The following is an 18,282-nucleotide window of genomic DNA, read 5'->3' on the forward strand; positions in this document are numbered from 1 at the left end:
ATTGGCGCTCTCCGCCGTGACAGCGGAGCTATTTTGCCGTGACACTGGGGCTAAATCTCCGTGCAAGTGGTGCTCATGATCCGAAATTTACATTGGGAACGGGAATTGCTGGCTTTGGCTGAAACAGAGCTGTGCTCGAGTGTGTCGGCCGTCAGGTTTGCAGAGCTTCCGGCACCGAAACAGGTATCATGCAACGTTGCGGAACGTTCCGCAACATTGCATATTGGAAACGCCAGTCTGGATATTTATCCCGGGTGCGATACGGAACAGCTGAAAATGCTGGTGGAGTTTCTGCGCCTATGCTGAACGACTTCACCGGTGCAGATAAAGTCTATATTGCCTGTGGCTACACAGATCTGCGTAAAGGCATAGACGGCCTGGCGCGGCTCGTCCAGCAGCAGTTTGAACTGGATCCATTTACCAACACCCTGTTCCTGTTCTGCGGGCGGCGGCGAGACCGTATCAAGGGCTTGTACTGGGAAAAGGACGGCTTCATCCTGCTGTACAAGCGACTGGAACAGGGCGCGTACCAGTGGCCGCGCTCTGAATCCGAGGTAAAGGTGCTAACGCCGCAGCAGTACCGCTGGCTCATGGAGGGGCTGCAGATCGAGCAGCCGAAGGCCCACCGCCCGGTAACGGGATTGACCACTGTCTGAGCAGGGAAAATAGGTGGAAACCATTGAAAACACTGGCTTTTTGCCGTGTTTTGTGGTATAATGTTTGCATGGAAAACAGAGAAATGCAGACAAGCAACACGGAAGAAATGGTAACCATTTCCCGTGCGGAATATGAGCAGCTCCAACTGGAAAAAGCACGGAACGCAAAGCTGGAAGCAAAGCTTGCTGCCCGCGAACGGGAACAGGCGCAGGTCATCACCAGCCTGACACTGCAGAATGAGTGGCTGCTGGAGCAGCTGAAGCTGTCCAAAAAGAAGCTGTTTGGCCGTTCTTCGGAGCAGGCGGAGCAGATGGTCATGGAGCAGCTGAGCTTTACTTACAACGAGGCGGAAGCCTATGTTTCCGGAACCAAAGCCGCCGCTGAGAAGCCTGTTGCTGTGAAGGCACACGAGCGCAAGCGGCAGTCCGGCAATGTGCTGGACGTCGTTCCGGAGGGGACTCGTACCGAGGTGGTAGAGCACCGTCTGCCGGAGAACGAACGGATCTGCTCTGCTTGTGGCAGCGAGTTGGTTGAGATCGGCAAGGATGTGCGCCGGACGCTGCAGATGAAGCCGGCAGAGTTTTGGGTACGCGAGGACGTATACTACACCTACGCCTGCAAGAACTGCGAGCAGGAGACTGGCGAGGCCAACATTGTAAAGGCAGCGAAGGAGCCCGCGCTGCTGCCAGGCAGCTTTGCCTCCGCGGAGGCAGTGGCATATCTGGCAGCGCAGAAGTTTGTCATGTACTCGCCGCTGTACCGGCTGGAACAGGAATTCAATCGTCAGGGCTTGAAGCTGTCCCGGCAGACCATGGCCAACTGGCTGCTGAAGGCTTCGGAGAAATGGCTGCGGCCGGTCTACAATGTGCTGCATGAGCAGCTTTGCAGGAAGCCGGTGCTGCACGCGGATGAGACGACCTTGCAGGTGCTGAAAGAGCCGGGACGTTCCTCTACCAGCAAGTCCTACATGTGGCTGTACCGCACCAGCGGCTGCGCGAAACAGGCCATTGTACTGTATGAGTACCAGCCCACCCGAAAAGCAGAGCATGCGGAGGCTTTCCTGAAAGGATTCTCGGGCTGGCTGCACGCAGACGGATACCAGGGGTATCATAAGCTGCCGGGTAACATCCGTGTGGTGGGCTGCTGGGCCCACGCGCGGCGAAAATTTGACGAGGCGCTGGGCACCCTGCCGCAAGAGAAACGGAAGGATTCTCCCGCGGCCATGGGCGAATGCTATTGCTCGCAGCTTTTCAAGCTGGAGCAGGCATTGGCAGAGCTGACGCCAGAGGAGCGATATGAAAAGCGGCTGGAACAGGAGAAACCTGTTTTAGACGCGTTGTTGTCATGGGCAAATGAGATGCAGGCGAAGACGGCGCCGAAATCTGCGCTGGGAAAGGCGATCCATTACTTGCAGGAGCAGTGGCCGTACTTAACGAGATACCTGGAGGATGGCCGTCTGGAGCTGAGCAACAACCGTGCCGAGCGCAGCATCAAGCCCTTTGTGATGGGCAGAAAGAACTGGCTGTTTGCCAATACGTCGGGCGGCGCACAGGCCAGCAGCGTGATCTACAGCCTGATTGAAACGGCGAAGGCGAACGGCTTAGATCCGTACCGTTATCTGCTATGGCTCCTGCAAAACGCGCCGCAACTGAGCGAAACTGATGAAGCATGGGCTGAAAAGCTGCTTCCCGCAAATGCCCCGGAAGAATGCTATGTGCTGCAAAATAATTGACCGCCATCTCGGTGAGCAACAGTCTCCTTGAGATGGCGGCCTTTTATGCGCGGGGAGGTTTGACGCTTACGATACCGCTGTCGAAGTCCCCCGTTTCTGAAATTTTCCAAAAAATCAGAAACGGAGGCGACAAGATGTCGTATACCAATACATATTATCCGGACTATGAAAAAATGTATCCGGGCGTGAAAATCACACCAGAGGTGTTGGCTGCTCTTCGAGCCAGTGACCGGCAAATGCGGCGGTTTGAAAGTGAATTGAAAACCGAGCGATTTGAGGCGGACAACGAAAAGCAGGTTGCCCGGTTCATTCCCAGCCGTGAGGATTCCTATGAACGGCTCATTGAGGAAGATCGTTTGCAGTTTGCTGATGAAGAAATGAGCGTGGAAGATGCGGTGGAGTACAGAGAGATGATCCGGTATCTCTATCAGGCGCTTGCCCAGCTGGAGGTTGCAGAGCAAGCGTTAATCCGTGCGGATTTCTTTTTGATGAAGACCGAAGCAGAATGCGCAAAAGCAGCAGGAATCTCACAGCCGGGGTATCGGAAACGCCGCGACCGCATTTTAAGGAAGCTGAGAAAATCTTTGAAAGAGTGCGCTCCAAAAGATTTTCAAGAAATTTTGGAAAAGTGGTTATAGTTTTCGCTTCTTATCGCCTAAGAGAGTGAAGGGGTACAAGCCCTTTTCCCGTCAGAATGCTTGACGGGGCTTGCTCTTTGAAAAACGCCGATACAACAGCGGCTATATCCGGTGACGAATAACATCAGCTGACGGTCCCCTGACGAGGGGGAACAGCGATGCGGCGGGTGCGCCAGGACCACCTGCGCCGGTCTTCCGGCGTAAATGACGGCCAGATGTATAAGGTGCCAAGCGAAACTCACCCAGCCAAAAGCAGGCATGGCAGCCTGTCTTGCAATGATCCCGTCAGCCTATAATGGTACATTCTGTCCAGCCACAGCCGCAAGCAATGGGGGCAGCTCGGAGAGATCCTCTGAGGGGTGAGATTCCCGATGGGCGCTGCCAGGCGCCGGTTCGTTTAACCGCCCGACAGTCCGGGAAGTAGTGTCGAATAGGACTGAGCAAAAGAAAATTTCAGAAACGGCGAGGGCCGCTCCATATTCAGGTATAGCAGTATGCTTCCAACCAAGACAGGGGCGGCCCTCGTTTTTTATCTCTGAGCTAAGAGGTGTGTTTTCAAAAGCGCATTTTCCAAGGCTCGATGATCCTCATGCAGTTGCCACCAACAGGGCTTAAGGAAGTGGAGAACTTTCTCCGCCCATCGGTAGTCCTCTGGCTGCAGCGTTTCCGCTGCAGCGCTAAGCTGGAATGCCGCGTTGCGTCTCCGCACAGAGACATCCACGCTGGTCCGATTCAGATATAAGTTCAGAAAGCCGCAGACGATGGCGGCTTCTTCCGTTGTATAGAACATGTTTTCCCTCCCATTCCACAAACAGGCATCATTGTAACACGGTGCCCTTGTTTTGAAAATGGGCTGTTTCCACAAGTTTCCTCTCAAAAGTTTGTCGCAAACACTTGTTCGATTTACGGTGGCATGATATACTGATAGACACTAAGGACGAGGAGGCGCGCTATGCAGCAGAGCGGACGGACATATATCGCCATTGACCTGAAATCTTTCTACGCCTCCGTAGAATGCATGGAGCGTGGGCTCGACCCTCTGACCACCAATCTGGTGGTGGCTGACGCCAGCCGGACGGAGAAAACCATCTGCCTTGCCGTGTCCCCATCCCTAAAGGCATACGGCATCTCCGGCAGAGCACGGCTTTTTGAAGTGGTGGAGCGTGTCAAGGAAGTCAACGCGGAACGGTGGCGCAAAGCTGGCTGCCTTTCCGAAAAGAGCTTCAACGCCAATGAACTGGCGGTTGATCCATCCAGAGAAGTAGATTATCTCATTGCCCCTCCTCGAATGGCAAAATACATCCAGGTCAGCACCCAGATCTACAACGTATACCTGAAATACATCGCCCCGGAGGACATTCATGTCTATTCCATCGACGAGGTGATGATGGATGTGACGAACTATCTGCAAACTTACCACATGACCGCCCGTGAGTTGGCAAAGGTTATGATCTCGGACGTCCTGCACACCACGGGCATCACAGCCACGGCGGGCATCGGCAGCAATCTCTATCTCTGCAAGGTCGCTATGGACATTATGGCGAAGCACGTTCAACCGGACAAAGATGGTGTCCGCATTGCGGCGCTTGACGAAATGAGCTACCGTGAGCAGCTTTGGGAGCACCGCCCGCTGACGGATTTCTGGCGTGTTGGGCGCGGTTATGCAAAGAAGCTGGAAGCCATCGGCATCTACACCATGGGGGATGTTGCAAGGTGCTCTATCGGCAAGCCAAACGAATACTATAATGAAGAACTGCTCTATCGGATGTTCGGCATCAACGCTGAACTCCTCATCGACCATGCGTGGGGCTGGGAGCCATGCCGGATGCAGGATATCAAGGCATACCGGCCGGAAACGAACAGCATCTGCTCCGGACAGGTTTTGCAGTGCCCATATTCCTTTGAGAAAGCACGGCTGGTGGTGCGGGAAATGGCGGAAGCCGTCGCGCTGGATCTGCTGGAAAAGAAGCTGGTGACGGATCAGTTGACCCTGACTGTGGGGTATGACATTGAAAACACAGCAGGCGGCAGCTATCACGGCGAGATTGTGACAGACCGCTATGGCAGAAAGATCCCCAAGCACACCCACGGAACAGCAAATCTGCCGAGAAAAACCTCATCAGCCCGGAGCATCACGGACGCCGTTCTTGGCGTTTATGATACAAAGGTCAATCCGAAGCTGTCTATTCGAAGACTTACCATCACCGCCAATCGGCTGGTGGGCGAAGATACGGCACAGCAGGAGCCGGAAGCTCCGGTGCAGTTTAACCTGTTCGATAATATCGAGGTACAGGAGCAACGACTGCAGGAGGAATCGGCTCAGTTGGAGCGAGAGCGCAAAATTCAGGAAGCCATGCTCGACATTAAAAAGAAGTTCGGCAAGAATGCTATTTTGAATGGCAGAAGCTATCTGGATGGCGCCACCGCCAAAGAACGGAATAAGCAGATTGGAGGGCATAAGGCTTGAGCGGACAATACGATGACATCATTCGCCTGTCCCATCCGGATTCGCCAAAACATCCACGGATGTCGCTCTATGACCGTGCGGCGCAGTTTTCACCCTTTGCCGCTTTGACTGGTCACAGCGCCGCCATTGAGGAAACCAGGCGGCTGACGGACCGCCGTGTCGAACTGGACGAATACGAAATGGCGCGAGTGGACGCGGAATTGCAGCGTCTCCAGGAGCTGCTTCCCGGCAGGCCCACTGCGTCCATCACCTACTTTGTGCCGGATGAGCGAAAGAATGGCGGCAGCTATCAGACCGTCACCGGCGAGGTTAAGCGCATCGACGCGGTCAACGGCGTGATCCAGATGGCGGACCGGCGGTGTATTCCCATTGCGGATGTTTTCAGTATCGAGACCATCCCATAAAAAAGAAATATCATAACGAAAACTTCCAAACCCATTTGTAAAAGTGGGCTTGGGAGTTTTCATTATCATTCAAATTAAATCAAAGAAAGAGGAGGAATTCGAATGAATCCAAACGCAGATTATCTCGGCATCGTCACCCTGCTCCGCGGTCTGCGGGAGCAGGGACTGGTCAGCGGCAGCGAGGCTAAAAAGATCGCCGCGCGTCTGATGGTACAGCTTGGCGCGGACATCATTATTTCTCTTTGATTTCTTCGCTTTTAGGTATAGCTATTGCGGATGCTTCATGGTATTGTGTGTTGCTGACAGGAGGTGACAACAAATGAGCGGCAAGGAGAAAACCAACGGTTCTCTGGCCATGGCTCCGCGGGTCATTACGATTCCTGCAGCAAGTCAGGAAAACACCAGAAAGCTCCGCGTGGCGGCATACGCCCGTGTCAGCTCCAACTCCGAGGATCAGAAGCACTCCTTTGCCGCGCAGAATGCCTACTTCTCCAAACTCATCACAGATAACCCCGATTGGGAGCTGGCGGACATATACGCCGATCAGGGCATCACCGGTACGTCCATAGACAAGCGGGATGACTTCCTGCGGATGATGGAGGACTGCCGGAAAGGGCGCATTGACCGCATCCTTGTGAAGTCCTCCTCACGTTTTGCTCGCAATACCAAAGAGAGTCTGGAGGCGGTGCGGGAATTAGCTGCGCTGGGCGTCAGCGTCTACTTCGAGGAACAGAATATTGACACCGCGCAGGTGTCCGGCGAAGTTCTTATCGCCATGTTCGCGGCGCTGGCCCAGCGTGAAAGCGAAGCCATCTCTGAACGAATGCGGTGGAGTTACCGGGTGCGTATGCAATCCGGGAAATTCATCCCGTCTTCAACCGCATACGGATATCGTTTGAATGAGAATGAAACAGAAATCATTCCCGAAGAAGCAGAAATTATCAGAAAAATCTTTGCAGATTATCTTGCGGGCAAGGGTATCCAATCCATAGCAGATGACTTGAACAGGCTGAATATTCCCCTTCGGTCTACATCTAAAACCCAGCATTGGCGCTGCAGTACGATTGAATATATTTTGTCCAATGAACGATACATCGGAGATTCCCTTTGGCAAAAAACGTATCAAACACAGACACTTCCGCGTAAGCCGAAGAAAAACAAAGGTGAAAAGATTCAATATTTTCTTGAACAGACGCACCCGGCGATTATTGACCGGGAGACATTCCAAAAAGCGCAAAGACTGCGTGCGTCACGAGTGATTTCAAAAAACAGCAGCGCAGATCCCATAAGGCAAAAATTGGTTTGCGGAGTGTGCGGCAGCCCATACCGGATTATTTCCAATCAAGGCATGGACAGCTATGAGTGTCAAGCTAAAAATCGAGGAACAGCTAAATGTGAAACGCCTCGCCTGAGTAAGACACAGATTCACAAGGCGTTTCTCAGTCTATATTACAGAATCAAACACTATGGTGTGGGTATTCTCACCCAGCTCATCTCTGATCTCCATGCTGCCAGAACCGGCAGCCTTCTCTGGAGTGAAAACATCGTGGAGATCAACAAACAAATATCGGATATTGCCAGTCAGGAACGACTTCTGACCCAGCTCAAGCAGCAGGGCAGCGTCGATCCTGACATTTTTATATCCCGCGGCAATCTGCTTGCGGAGCGCCGCCGGGAACTAAAGCTCCAAAAGGAACGCATCCTGCGGTCTGAGGAGAACCACACCATTCAGCAGACACAGGATATGCTGGATGTTCTTGAAAGTGGGCCGGACTGGCTGGACGCCTTCGATGATCAGCTATTCAGCGACCTGGTCGAGAAAATCGTGGTCATAAACAATGAAAAACTGTGCTTCCGGCTTCTCAACGGGCTGGAGGTCACAGAAAAAATAGAAAGGACACAAAGGTAATGGGAAAACGAAAACAGCCATTCGGCTACAAAATGGAATTAGGTGAGATCGTACCGCAGCCGCAGGAGGCGGAAACGGTACGGAGCATCTACCTGCAATATCTCGCCGGAGCCTCCTTCAAGCAGCTTGCCGAGCAGCTTCAGACGGAGGATATTCCCTACGATGTGGACAAGCCTTGGAACAAAAATATGGTAGCACGGATTTTAGAGGATGACCGATACATTGGTGAGAAGTATTTTCCCGCGCTCATCCCGACGGAGCAATTCCACGCTGCCCAGGAACGCAGAAAAGAGATGCGCCCTGAGTATAAGCAGACACCTGCGCAAAAGGAGTTGCGCAAGCTGTGCGGCGGCATCGTACCCGACAGCGTAGCACGAAAAGTCCTCAAGATACTGAATCAGGTGGTCGATGATCCGCAGCTCATAAAGATAGAATCATCCGGTGTTCCCACCACGGAAGACATCAGGCAACGCCGGCTGGAACTGGACAAGCTGCTGCAGACACCTCCTGTGGATGAAGAAATCGCGCGCCAAAAGGCAATGGAGTTGGCGGTACTGACCCTTGTGAGCGTAGAGATGGAGGAATACGAAGCCCACCGGCTCCGCAGCATCTTCGGGAAGCAGGCAAAGATGCGGGAACTGGATGCGAACCTTCTACGGCAGAGTGTCCGGAAAATCACTTATGGCAGTAAGACGGTCAAGGTCCTGCTGAAAAATAATCAAGTCTTAGAGGAGTGTGATGATGCATGACGCAGACCCGCCCTGAACCGAAGGTCATTATCATCCCTGCAAAGGAGGAATCGCCGCAGGATCAGGAAAAGAAGAAAAATCTCCGGGTAGCTGCATACTGCCGTGTGTCCACCAAAAAAGATGAACAGCTTGGCAGCTATGAAAACCAGAAAGCATACTACACGGAAAAGATCATGGCAAATCCCAACTGGACGATGGCGGATATCTTCGCGGATGAGGGTATCACCGGTACCTCCGCCTGCAAGCGCAAGGATTTTCTTCGCATGATCCGGCAGTGCAGGAAGGGCAAGATCGACATGATCCTCGCCAAATCTGTCTCCCGCTTCGCCCGCAACACCGTGGACACCCTGAGTTATACCCGCGAGCTGCGCAGCATGGGCATCCCGGTCATCTTCGAGGAGCAGAACATCAACTCCATCTATCCGGAGAGCGAATTCCTTATCACCATCCACGGCGCCTTCGCACAGTCCGAAAGCGAAGGGATATCCTCCCGCGTCAAGTGGGGCAAGCATCAGGCGATGCGGACGGGAAAGGCAAACATCCAGTATAAGACCCTGCTGGGGTACGAAAAAGGACCTGACGGAGAGATGGTGGTCAACGCAGAGCAGGCAGAGACTGTCCGAAAAATTTACGAGCTGTACCTATCCGGTCAGACGCTGCGCAATATCAAGGAAACCTTGGAAACAGGAGGCTTTAAGAATGCGGCAGGAACTACGGAATGGATGACCTCCAACCTGCGGACGATCCTCTCTGATGAAAAATACTGCGGTGATGTCCTGCTCCAAAAGACCTTCATTCGGGACTGCATCAGCAAGCAGGTCATCCGTAATACCGGACAGCTGCCTATGTATTTGATTCAGAATCACCATGAGGCCATCATCTCTCGGGAACAGTTCGATGCCGTGCAGATGGAGCTGGCGCGGCGTCGGGCTCAGACCGGCGGCACGAAAAAGAGCGCCCCCACAGGTATGAGCCGCTACAGCGGCAAGTACGCGCTCAGCGGTCTGCTGTTCTGCGGTGAGTGCGGCACGGCATACCGCAGAGTGGTGTGGACGCAGCACGGTGAGAAACGTGCCGTATGGCGCTGCAGCAGCCGCTTGGATTATGGCAAGAAATACTGCAAAGAATCTCCGACGCTGGACGAAGCGCCGCTCCAGCAGGCGGTGCTGGCAGCCATCAACGCCTCCATGTCGGGGCGCAAGGTGCTGGCGGACCAGCTTGTGGATGCGATGGAGCAGGAATTGGCTCCGGTCCCCGGTGAAAGCATGAGCCTCGGAGACATTGACCGAGCGGTCACGGAGTTGGGCAAACAGTTCGATATGCTTCTGGCAGAGGCGGCAAATGGTGACGTGGACGAATACGCCGAGCGTTTCCGTGCCATCTCCACCACAATGGAGGAACTGAAACGCCGAAAGGCCGCTATCCTCAGTATCCGGCAGGAGCAGGAGCAGATCGGTCGCCGTATCCATGCGGCAGCCTCGGCAATGACCGCGGTGACCATGGGAATTACAGAGTGGGACGATGGCGTAGTCTATCAGATGCTGGAAAAGGTCACCGTTCTGGCAGGCAACCGCATCAAGGTCACCTTCCGCAACGGCGTAGAAATCGAACAGACCGTAGACCAACCTAAGAGGAGGAAATTCATATGATTTATGTGACTGGCGACTGTCACGGAAACTTCCGGCGTTTCCAATCGGAATGCTTCCCGGAACAAGCAAACATGACGAAGGACGATGTGGTCATCATCACCGGAGACTTCGGCGGCGTGTGGTTTGGCGACAGCCGCGACGATGAAACGCTGGACTGGCTGGAACGCCTGCCCTTCACACTGGCCTTCGTCTGCGGCAACCATGAAAACTATGACGCGCTGGAACGATATCCGGTGGACGATTGGCGCGGCGGCAAGGTGCATCGCGTTCGCTCTCATGTGCTGCACCTGATGCGCGGCCAGATCTTCGAGCTGGAGAGTTACCGCTTCTTCACCATGGGCGGCGCAAAAAGCCACGACATTGAGGATGGGATTCTGGAGCCGGACGCTCCGGATTTTGAGCGAAGGCTCACGATGCTCCAGCGCAAGCCCAGAGCGAGATACCGCGTCAACCACGTTTCTTGGTGGGCGCAGGAGCTTCCCTCCGATGAAGAATACACCGAGGCACGGCGAAACCTCGACGCGGTCGGCTGGGCGGTGGACTACATCATCACACACTGCGCCCCCACCAGCATTGCCCTCATGGAGACCCGTCACAACGAGGCAGATCGGCTCACGGACTTCCTGCAAGATGTACGGGAAAGAACAAAATACCACTACTGGCTGTTCGGCCACTATCATGACAACAAAGCCGTTGATGAAAAGCACATCCTGCTGTGGGAGCAGATCGTGCAGATCTGCTAAGATCTGGTGGAAAAGGCAGTAAAGGAAAGAGCGGTGCAGCGCCGCTTTTTCCTTTGCGGCTTTGCAGCAGAGTAGAAAAACCGAGTAACGGCTTGCAAGTTGAGCGGATCTGTTGGAAAAGTAGAAGAATGCTTTCGATGCTTCCTTTTGATAGACTGTAGATCCGTGGCCTGATATACTGGAAGCAACAAAAGAACAGGAGCGAATAGAGATATGGATACGTTAATGGAACTCAGCATTCAAGGAGACATCTTCTTTTTCTATGATACATTGTCAGAGGAAGAAAAGGAAACTGTTCGCAAGTGCATGAGGGCAAAGTATAAAGGTAATATAGTAGGAGACCCTAAAATCGATGAATTTTTAGAAGAACTCGAGCGTGATCATGGCATTCGGTTGAAGAGACTGCCGGTAACGAGCGTCATTGCGGTGTGAGCGCGAAACAGCCTTCCTTCAAATTCCTGTGGACTTTCTCTGCCGGCGTGCTATCATACTAAATGCTTGGTTTAGGCAGTAAGACAAATATCTACAAGATTTGCAGAAAGGTGACTCTATGAAAAAACAAATTCGAGCCGCGGCGCTTGCGCTATGCACCCTTATGCTCTTTGCCACGGCGACCGGCTGCGGCAAGCAGGAAAAAACGGCTACAGAGCAGCCTGCGCTGGAGGCTGTGGAATATTCCAACCTGATCGATGAGGATTCCCGCAAACAGCTTTCCGAGCTTCTCACGGATGCGGGAATCGAAGAATCACGCATTACCGCTCTGATGGATCGGGTGGAACAGTTCAACGCCAGCGTCAAGAGCGAATGGCTGACCGATGGCTTCGAGAGCGCCGCGCCGACCGACACCAAGTATGACCCCTACGAAATGCAGGATGAATGGACGGCGGCAAACGGCAGCTTTCCCGGTTATAACTGCCGTATCACGGCCTTTGGCCTGTTCAGCGAGTTTATTACAGCAGGGGCCGACCAGCCGGAAACGCAGGGCGAGGATTCCCTCTTTACAGATCTTGAAACCATTTCCGCCGATCCTGACGCACTCTGCGGGGGCAGCACCGCCAAATTCTGCGCGCTGTTCGCACCGGTGAATGCCGCAGACAGCACAGAGGTCGAAGCGCAGGTCAAAGCGCTTCAGGAGGGCTGGGCAGCCCGTGGTATCGCGTTTGCAGACAGCAGGGCAAGCATGATCTCTGTTGTCTTCCACGATAAATTCTCGGATGAGGACAACACGCTCTTCATTGGTCATGTCGGCGTGCTGTTGCCTGCGGAGGACGGTTCGCTGTACTTCATCGAAAAGGTGGCATTCCAGGAGCCGTATCGTTTAGTGAAACTTCAAAACCGCGCAGAATTGAGCAACTATCTGATGGAAAAATACGATACTTCCTGGGGCCAGGATACGACGCGGCCCTTTATCATGGAGAACGATACTCTGATGGACGGATACCGACCGAATCCTCTGGAAGAAGCAAATCCTTAAAATTGAAACAGCAGCGGGATGGCATTGCCATTCCGCTGCTGCTACTTTACAGAATAAGCGCACAGCACCGGAAAGGAGAAAGCCCATGAACATCCGCAAACCCATAGATTACAGCATCTTGTTTTCTGAACTGGACAATCTTATGGCAGCACAACATTCGCAAATGGAATTGTACTGTGAAATTGGTCGGCTGGTCAGCGGCAGAGCAGAGAAAGGTGCGGCTGTTGCGGCGTCTGAGTACCTGCAAATGACCTATCCTGATGCCGAGGGATTTTCTCCCCGTAACCTGCGCCGTATGCGGGCGTTTTACGCAGCCTACGAGGAATCCCCTGAAATCATGCAGCTGGCGATGAGCCTCGGCTGGACGCAGAATGTGGCGATTTTAGAGCGGTGCAGCAGCAACGAAGAGCGAGCGTGGTACATTCGAGCCGTGCTGCGCTTCGGCTGGAAGAAAGCGAAACTGCTGGAAGCCATAGAATCTCAAGCGTGGCTGCATTCTTCTCTCGACGAACAGGCACTTTCCTGCTATACTGAAGAAAAAGAAGTAACGCAGGAGAAGACGTGCGATGAAGATACTCTTTGTGTGCCATGGCAACATCTGCCGCAGCCCGATGGCGGAGTTCGTGATGAAGGACTTGGTCAAGAAGGCTGGGCTGGCGTCACAATTCCATATCGAGTCGGCAGCGACCAGCCGAGAAGAGATCGGCAATCCTGTCTATCCTCCGGCGCGGCGCAAGCTATCCGAGCACGGGATCTCCTGCGACGGCCACGCAGCGCGGCAGCTCACCAATCAGGACTACGACAAGTACGACCTGCTGATTGGCATGGACAGCGCAAACCTGCGGAATATGCACCGCATCTGCGGCGGCGCCCCGGATGGCAAGCTCCGCCTCTTGATGGACTACACCGACCGCCCCGGCGATGTTGCCGACCCTTGGTACACGGGCGATTTCGAGGCAACGTGGCAGGATGTGCTGTCGGGGTGTCAGGGCTTGCTGGATTCAATTGTAAGAAATGAGGTGCAATAAATGCCCACATCGAAGAAGTTCAGAGATAATATTCATGCCAAAGGCACCGACATCGCAGTGCTTTCCAGTGGTGACAGCGATGACTACATTTCCCTGACAGATATTGCACGCTATAAGAGCGATGCACCAGATGATGTAATTAAAAACTGGATGCGCAATCGTGACACGATTGAATTTCTTGGACTGTGGGAACAACTCAATAACCCGGAATTTAAACCCGTCGAATTCGACGGGTTTAGAACACAGGCGGGCTCGAACGCTTTCACCATGTCCCCGAAGAAATGGATCGGCGCTACTGGCGCAATCGGCATTATCTCCAAGGCAGGACGTTACGGTGGAACATTTGCACAGAAGGACATTGCATTTGAATTTGCTTCTTGGATCTCCGCAGAATTCAAGCTGTATATCATCAAGGACTATCAGCGTCTGAAGAATGATGAAAATAGCCGTCTTGCGCTGGGATGGAACTTAAATCGGACACTTGCGAAAATCAATTACCGTATTCACACGGATGCAATCAAAGATGTACTGATTCCGCCAGATGTGACACCGCAGCGTCAGAGTTTTACCTATGCCAATGAAGCGGATGTGCTAAACGTTGCCCTGTTCGGTATTACGGCAAAAGAGTGGCGACAAACACATTCGGACTCCAAGGGAAATATTCGGGACGAAGCAAGCCTCCAACAGTTGATTGTCCTTGCAAACCTCAAAAGTATCAATGCGGAGTTGATTCGCCAAGGTGTCCCTCAAGGCGATAGACTTCTCCGATTGAATGCCAGCGCAAAACAGATGATGCAATCACTTGTAGGAGATCATCGCATCGACGAGCTTAGGCCCTACGGTGAGCTACCGAAGAAGGAAAGCAAATAAACTGACAGCGTTTATCTTAAGTCAACGATTTGTGCAGCAACTTGTTGCACAAATTAAGTGGACAAAAATTCATCAAGATTTTACCGACTTGGTTTTTGAGTCATTAATTTCTTATCAGACTGAACCCTATTTTAACAGCGATAGTGCGATGTTTTCTGCAGTTGGCGTTTTGAAATGTAGCATCTATACTATATAGTTTGCAAAAACATCAACTTAAAACGCAATCAGAAAGAGAGATAATATGGGTGATTATAAAGTAGAGTTAGGCCTATACCATGACTGCCTATATGAGATTAAACGGCGAATCGGTGTTATCGCGGATCACCTTAACAAAAAAACTACTGAGAGGTATTTGATAATTGAAGTAGAAACTATCTGCTTGCAATTTAGAAAAATACTCGAAAAAATAATGCTTATGTCTTTGGTGGCTAACAAGGAAGCATATGCAGAGCAAAATGCAAAATTTGCAAAACACTATCATGCTGAGCGGATAATGAGGGATTTAGAACGAATAAACCCTGATTTCTATCCTGTTCCAACAATGCTAATTCATAAAGAAAATGAGTATGATGAGTGGAAGAATATTGAAAGTGGTTATCTAACAAAAGATGAGCTGATTCGCATATATGAGATATGCGGAGGAATGATGCATGCGCAAAATCCATTTTCAGCGGTTAAGCCATTAGAAGAAATACAACAAAAATTCCCTGATTGGCTATCGAAAATCTGCGTACTTCTTAATCATCATCAAATAAAGCTTTTAGGTGGGAAATTGATGGTTGTGGCAATGATGGAGCGGTCTGATAACGGGCTTCCTCAGGCAGTGATTTTTGAGGCAGTAGAGAGCATTGAAGATAATCAATAACTTTGCTTAGATGCTATTGTAATGCTACAACTCGTTGTGTGCTCATTCTGCTGCTCCTTGCCCCCGAATCTGATTCGGTCCTGCTGGTTTCCGATTCGGGTTTGAAAACGTAAATATCCGAATTGAAGCCGCCTGACACGGGTGAGTCATTAAAGGACTCACCCGTTTTTACTTTTTAATTAGAGTTGCTCTAAATATAGGAAGCATATTTAAGCCCTGTTGGAATTTTCCAACAGGGCTCATTTTCTGACCACCTTGCAAGAATCTTCGGTCATTATAGAATCAATTGAAGAATCTGCTCCATATTCTTTTTTCCAAATGAAATTTCATCATCATTTATCACAAGACAAGGGACGCTCATGACTTTATAACGTTCTTTCAAGTTTTCAAAATGGCGAATATCATATACATGTGCTGTGATACGGGGATTTTCTGCCGCAATGTGCTGGGCCGCCACCACCAGATCCGGACACATGGTACACGACAGTGTGACAAGAATCTTCATGTTCACGGTGTTTGTGATTGAGGCTATTTGCTGCATTGTATCGCTGCCGATTGCCTGCCCGGGGCCTGCGGCATTGTACAGTCCCAGTACAAAGGAGGTGAATTCGTGACCACTGGGGACACCGTGGAAGGCCAGGCCTGTTTCCGTTCCGTCGGGTTTGCATACTGTGACGCAGGGAGCGCTCTCTGAGGATGCGTTTCTTTCCATAACAGAAACCGTAAGCTTGGCGGACAACTCCGCCAAGGCGGTGATGAAGTGTTCCAGTTCTGCCGACACAGGACGGTCATCCAGATACAGCTTTAGCAGAAGAGGACTTTCCATCCGGGCAAATACCGTATCTAGCTGCTGACGCATCTCAGCGGTAAACAGATCGCCGGACGCACTTGTTTCCTGCGCTCCAATTTCGTCAGTGGATTGGCAGGGCTTTTGCACAGGTGCATCTGCACGCAGGGCGGTCTTTTGCTGCATGGAGGCTACATATTTTTCCAACTCTGTCGCGGCCAGAGCGCCGTCGCTGGTAGCTGTGACCACCTGCCGCAAAGGCTTGATGCATACATCTCCCGCAGCGTATACACCGTCAGCACTGGTTTTCTGCGAGGCATCGGTGACGATATACCCCTGTTCATTCAGGTCCACCGTGCCTTTGACAAGCTCCGTAGCAGGCGCATACCCGGCAAATACGAACACACCGAAGCTCTCTCCATTGGGGCTCTCCACTTCCGTCACTTCTCCGGTGGCGGTATTTTTGTATCTGGCATAAGTCAGGCCATTTTCGCCGGATACTTCTTCCATGACAGTATTGGTCAGAACTGTGATTCTTTCGTGGTTTTTTGCCTGATCTGCAACGGACGCTGCACAGGAAAAGTCATCCTTGCGGATGAGTATCGTCACATGCCGGGCGAATTTAGTCAGAAACACGCTTTCTTCCGCCGCGGCATAGCCGCCGCCCACCACGAACACTTCCTTGCCGGTAAAGAACTCACCATCGCAGGTAGCACAATAGGCGACCCCTCGGCCCTTGTGTTCTTCCTCACCCTTGAACCCGACCGTTCTGGGATGGGCACCGGTGGCCAGCAGTACACCAAAGCAGCGGTAATCGCCCCGGTTGGTGCGTACCGTCTTCAGATCACCAGAAAGGTCAAATCCGGTTACTTCTGCCAGAACAAACTCTGCGCCAAAGGCTTCCGCCTGCTTCTGAATCGTGTCGGTAAGGGCTTTGCCGCTGGTTTTGGCAATGCCTGGATAGTTGACTACCTCATGGGTGATGGTGATCTGTCCACCGAACTGTTCCTTTTCCAAAACCAGTACTCGGTATTTTGCCCGGGCAAGATAAAGGGCGGCGGTGAGTCCTGCTGGGCCGCCGCCCACCACGACCACATCGTACAGATTCTTCATTACAGCTGACCAACCAGATCCAGACTGGGCTTCAGGGTTTCTGCACCGGGCTTCCAGTTGGCCGGGCATACCTGATCGCCGTGGGCGTGGACAAACTGGCAGGCCTGTACCTTTCGCAGCAGCTCCTCGGCGTTTCGGCCCACATTGCCGGCAGTCACCTCGTAGCCAACGATTTTACCCTCAGGATTGATGATGAAGGTGCCACGCTCGGCAAGACCATCGGATTCGATCAGTACTTCAAAATCTTTGGAAATCGCGTGGGTGGGGTCTGCCAGCATGGGATAGTTGATCTTCTTGATCCGCTCGGACGCGTCATGCCATGCCTTGTGGACAAAATGGGTATCAGTGGACACAGAATATACCTCGCAGCCAATAGCTTTGAACTGCTCGTATTTGTCCGCCAGGTCCTCCAACTCTGTGGGGCAGACAAAGGTAAAGTCCGCGGGATAGAAGAAAAACACGCTCCACTTGCCAAGAATATCTTCCTTGGATACGAATTTGAAATCGTTCTCGTGGAATGCATAGGTGCGGAAATCGGAAACTTCTTTGTTGATCATTGACATAATATGGCGTCTCCTTTAGTTCTTCCAAAGATCATGTTGATTGCAGAATGCATAAATGGCCCTGACTTCATCACCCTCGCAAAGGGCGAACTTTGCCTTTGGCTTGTCGTCCGGATCCAAATGGGCATACTGAATGCCGTGCTCTGTTTCCAGACAGACCCATTCGATATAGTGGTCCTTGGTCATAGGATGTTCAACGGACCCGACTGTGACATGGACAATACCGTTCCTAACTTCATAAACGGGGATATGCTTTTCTGTGGATGCTTCGGTGGTACCGGGTGTGATTTCCTGCATTTCCTCGCCGCAGCAGTAGACCGGAACACCCTTATCCCGGAGCATAGCGATTATATTGCCGCAATGCCTGCAAATATAGAATTTCTGCTTCATGGAATCGCCTCCTTCTAAGAAAAGTGTGTCCTGAGCAATGCAAATAATACACGGTCAGAAGGGCACACTACCGAAAAAGGAGTACAAAACATGGAACAGAACAACGCTTATAAAAAGGGATTTATCCCTTATGCACTGGCTGCCTTTTTGATCGGTGTTAGCGCCGGGAGAAAATCGCCATTTTGAGCCGGGAGAAAACAGCCAATTTCAGCCGGACAGAAATCGCCAATCCGGGCCGGGAGGG

19 protein-coding genes and 2 pseudogenes are annotated in these 18,282 nt (G+C 52.1%); 17 read left to right on the forward strand and 4 right to left on the reverse strand.

The window, feature by feature from the left end:
• Positions 1-299: 299 nt before the first annotated feature.
• From tnpB to NI20_RS0111480, 3 genes are all read left to right on the forward strand, one after another.
• On the forward strand, positions 300-656 hold the full coding sequence (gene tnpB / locus NI20_RS0111470) for an IS66 family insertion sequence element accessory protein TnpB (protein ID WP_033121540.1): 357 nt from the start codon (positions 300-302) through the stop codon (positions 654-656).
• 83 nt (positions 657-739) lie between these two features.
• Positions 740-2,389: an IS66 family transposase gene (locus NI20_RS0111475; RefSeq protein ID WP_242842992.1), complete on the forward strand. Its 1,650-nt coding sequence runs from the start codon at positions 740-742 to the stop codon at positions 2,387-2,389.
• Between the two features lie 134 nt (positions 2,390-2,523).
• On the forward strand, positions 2,524-3,027 hold the full coding sequence (locus NI20_RS0111480; RefSeq protein WP_156108637.1) for an RNA polymerase sigma factor: 504 nt from the start codon (positions 2,524-2,526) through the stop codon (positions 3,025-3,027).
• 529 nt (positions 3,028-3,556) lie between these two features.
• On the opposite strand, the gene NI20_RS0111485 is transcribed toward NI20_RS0111480, so the two are convergent.
• Positions 3,557-3,817, reverse strand: a complete 261-nt coding sequence (locus NI20_RS0111485; RefSeq protein ID WP_033121541.1) for a hypothetical protein — start codon at positions 3,815-3,817, stop codon at positions 3,557-3,559.
• 162 nt (positions 3,818-3,979) lie between these two features.
• Here NI20_RS0111485 and NI20_RS0111490 point away from each other — a divergent pair, with 162 nt between their 5' ends.
• The 14 genes and pseudogenes from NI20_RS0111490 to NI20_RS0111540 all read left to right on the forward strand — a co-directional run bounded on the left by NI20_RS0111490 (position 3,980) and on the right by NI20_RS0111540 (position 15,185).
• Complete coding sequence (locus NI20_RS0111490; RefSeq protein WP_033121542.1) at positions 3,980-5,494, forward strand: DNA methylase; 1,515 nt, start codon at positions 3,980-3,982, stop codon at positions 5,492-5,494.
• Positions 5,491-5,898, forward strand: a complete 408-nt coding sequence (locus tag NI20_RS0111495; protein ID WP_033121543.1) for a hypothetical protein — start codon at positions 5,491-5,493, stop codon at positions 5,896-5,898. Before NI20_RS0111490 ends, NI20_RS0111495 begins: the two co-directional genes overlap by 4 nt.
• Positions 5,899-6,000: 102 nt before the next feature.
• On the forward strand, positions 6,001-6,144 hold the full coding sequence (locus tag NI20_RS15450) for a hypothetical protein (protein WP_197055392.1): 144 nt from the start codon (positions 6,001-6,003) through the stop codon (positions 6,142-6,144).
• 73 nt (positions 6,145-6,217) lie between these two features.
• On the forward strand, positions 6,218-7,807 hold the full coding sequence (locus NI20_RS0111500; RefSeq protein ID WP_033121544.1) for a recombinase family protein: 1,590 nt from the start codon (positions 6,218-6,220) through the stop codon (positions 7,805-7,807).
• The gene (locus tag NI20_RS14325) at positions 7,807-8,556 is read left to right on the forward strand and encodes a recombinase family protein (RefSeq protein ID WP_052084642.1); all 750 of its coding nucleotides are present in this window, start codon (positions 7,807-7,809) and stop codon (positions 8,554-8,556) included. The genes NI20_RS0111500 and NI20_RS14325 overlap by 1 nt, the downstream gene beginning before the upstream one ends.
• Positions 8,553-9,095 (forward strand): annotated as a pseudogene (locus NI20_RS16030) (recombinase family protein); the annotation flags it as partial. The gene NI20_RS14325 and the pseudogene NI20_RS16030, both read left to right, overlap by 4 nt.
• A gap of 48 nt (positions 9,096-9,143) precedes the next feature.
• Complete coding sequence (locus NI20_RS16035; RefSeq protein ID WP_369699416.1) at positions 9,144-10,205, forward strand: recombinase family protein; 1,062 nt, start codon at positions 9,144-9,146, stop codon at positions 10,203-10,205.
• Positions 10,202-10,948 (forward strand): metallophosphoesterase, encoded by a 747-nt coding sequence (locus tag NI20_RS0111515; RefSeq protein WP_033121546.1) that lies wholly within the window; start codon positions 10,202-10,204, stop codon positions 10,946-10,948. Before NI20_RS16035 ends, NI20_RS0111515 begins: the two co-directional genes overlap by 4 nt.
• Before the next feature lie 213 nt (positions 10,949-11,161).
• Positions 11,162-11,380 carry a hypothetical protein gene (locus NI20_RS0111520; RefSeq protein ID WP_033121547.1) on the forward strand — a complete coding sequence of 73 codons (219 nt, stop codon included), beginning with the start codon at positions 11,162-11,164 and terminating at the stop codon, positions 11,378-11,380.
• Positions 11,381-11,498: 118 nt separating this feature from the next.
• The gene (locus NI20_RS0111525; protein WP_033121548.1) at positions 11,499-12,422 is read left to right on the forward strand and encodes a DUF4300 family protein; all 924 of its coding nucleotides are present in this window, start codon (positions 11,499-11,501) and stop codon (positions 12,420-12,422) included.
• Positions 12,423-12,564: 142 nt separating this feature from the next.
• Positions 12,565-12,900 (forward strand): annotated as a pseudogene (locus tag NI20_RS16040) (DUF1016 N-terminal domain-containing protein); the annotation flags it as partial.
• Between the two features lie 88 nt (positions 12,901-12,988).
• Positions 12,989-13,450 carry a low molecular weight protein-tyrosine-phosphatase gene (locus NI20_RS0111530; RefSeq protein ID WP_033121549.1) on the forward strand — a complete coding sequence of 154 codons (462 nt, stop codon included), beginning with the start codon at positions 12,989-12,991 and terminating at the stop codon, positions 13,448-13,450.
• On the forward strand, positions 13,451-14,320 hold the full coding sequence (locus NI20_RS0111535) for a KilA-N domain-containing protein (protein WP_033121550.1): 870 nt from the start codon (positions 13,451-13,453) through the stop codon (positions 14,318-14,320).
• Positions 14,321-14,561: 241 nt separating this feature from the next.
• Positions 14,562-15,185: a hypothetical protein gene (locus NI20_RS0111540; protein ID WP_052084644.1), complete on the forward strand. Its 624-nt coding sequence runs from the start codon at positions 14,562-14,564 to the stop codon at positions 15,183-15,185.
• A 274-nt stretch (positions 15,186-15,459) separates the two neighbouring features.
• Here NI20_RS0111540 and NI20_RS0111545 read toward each other — a convergent pair whose 3' ends face one another.
• The 3 genes from NI20_RS0111545 to NI20_RS0111555 are packed head-to-tail and all read right to left on the reverse strand — an operon-like array spanning position 15,460 to position 18,038.
• Positions 15,460-17,085 (reverse strand): FAD-dependent oxidoreductase, encoded by a 1,626-nt coding sequence (locus NI20_RS0111545; protein WP_033121551.1) that lies wholly within the window; start codon positions 17,083-17,085, stop codon positions 15,460-15,462.
• Positions 17,085-17,648, reverse strand: coding sequence for an alkyl hydroperoxide reductase subunit C (gene ahpC, locus NI20_RS0111550; RefSeq protein WP_033121552.1), 564 nt, complete (start codon positions 17,646-17,648; stop codon positions 17,085-17,087). The genes NI20_RS0111545 and ahpC overlap by 1 nt, the downstream gene beginning before the upstream one ends.
• Positions 17,649-17,663: 15 nt before the next feature.
• A complete protein-coding gene (locus NI20_RS0111555) occupies positions 17,664-18,038 on the reverse strand; it encodes a desulfoferrodoxin family protein (protein WP_033121553.1) in 375 nt (124 codons plus the stop codon).
• Positions 18,039-18,282 lie beyond the last annotated feature (244 nt).

The organism is Oscillibacter sp. ER4 (assembly GCF_000765235.1).
In the GTDB taxonomy this organism is placed as follows: domain Bacteria; phylum Bacillota; class Clostridia; order Oscillospirales; family Oscillospiraceae; genus Hominicoprocola; species Hominicoprocola fusiformis.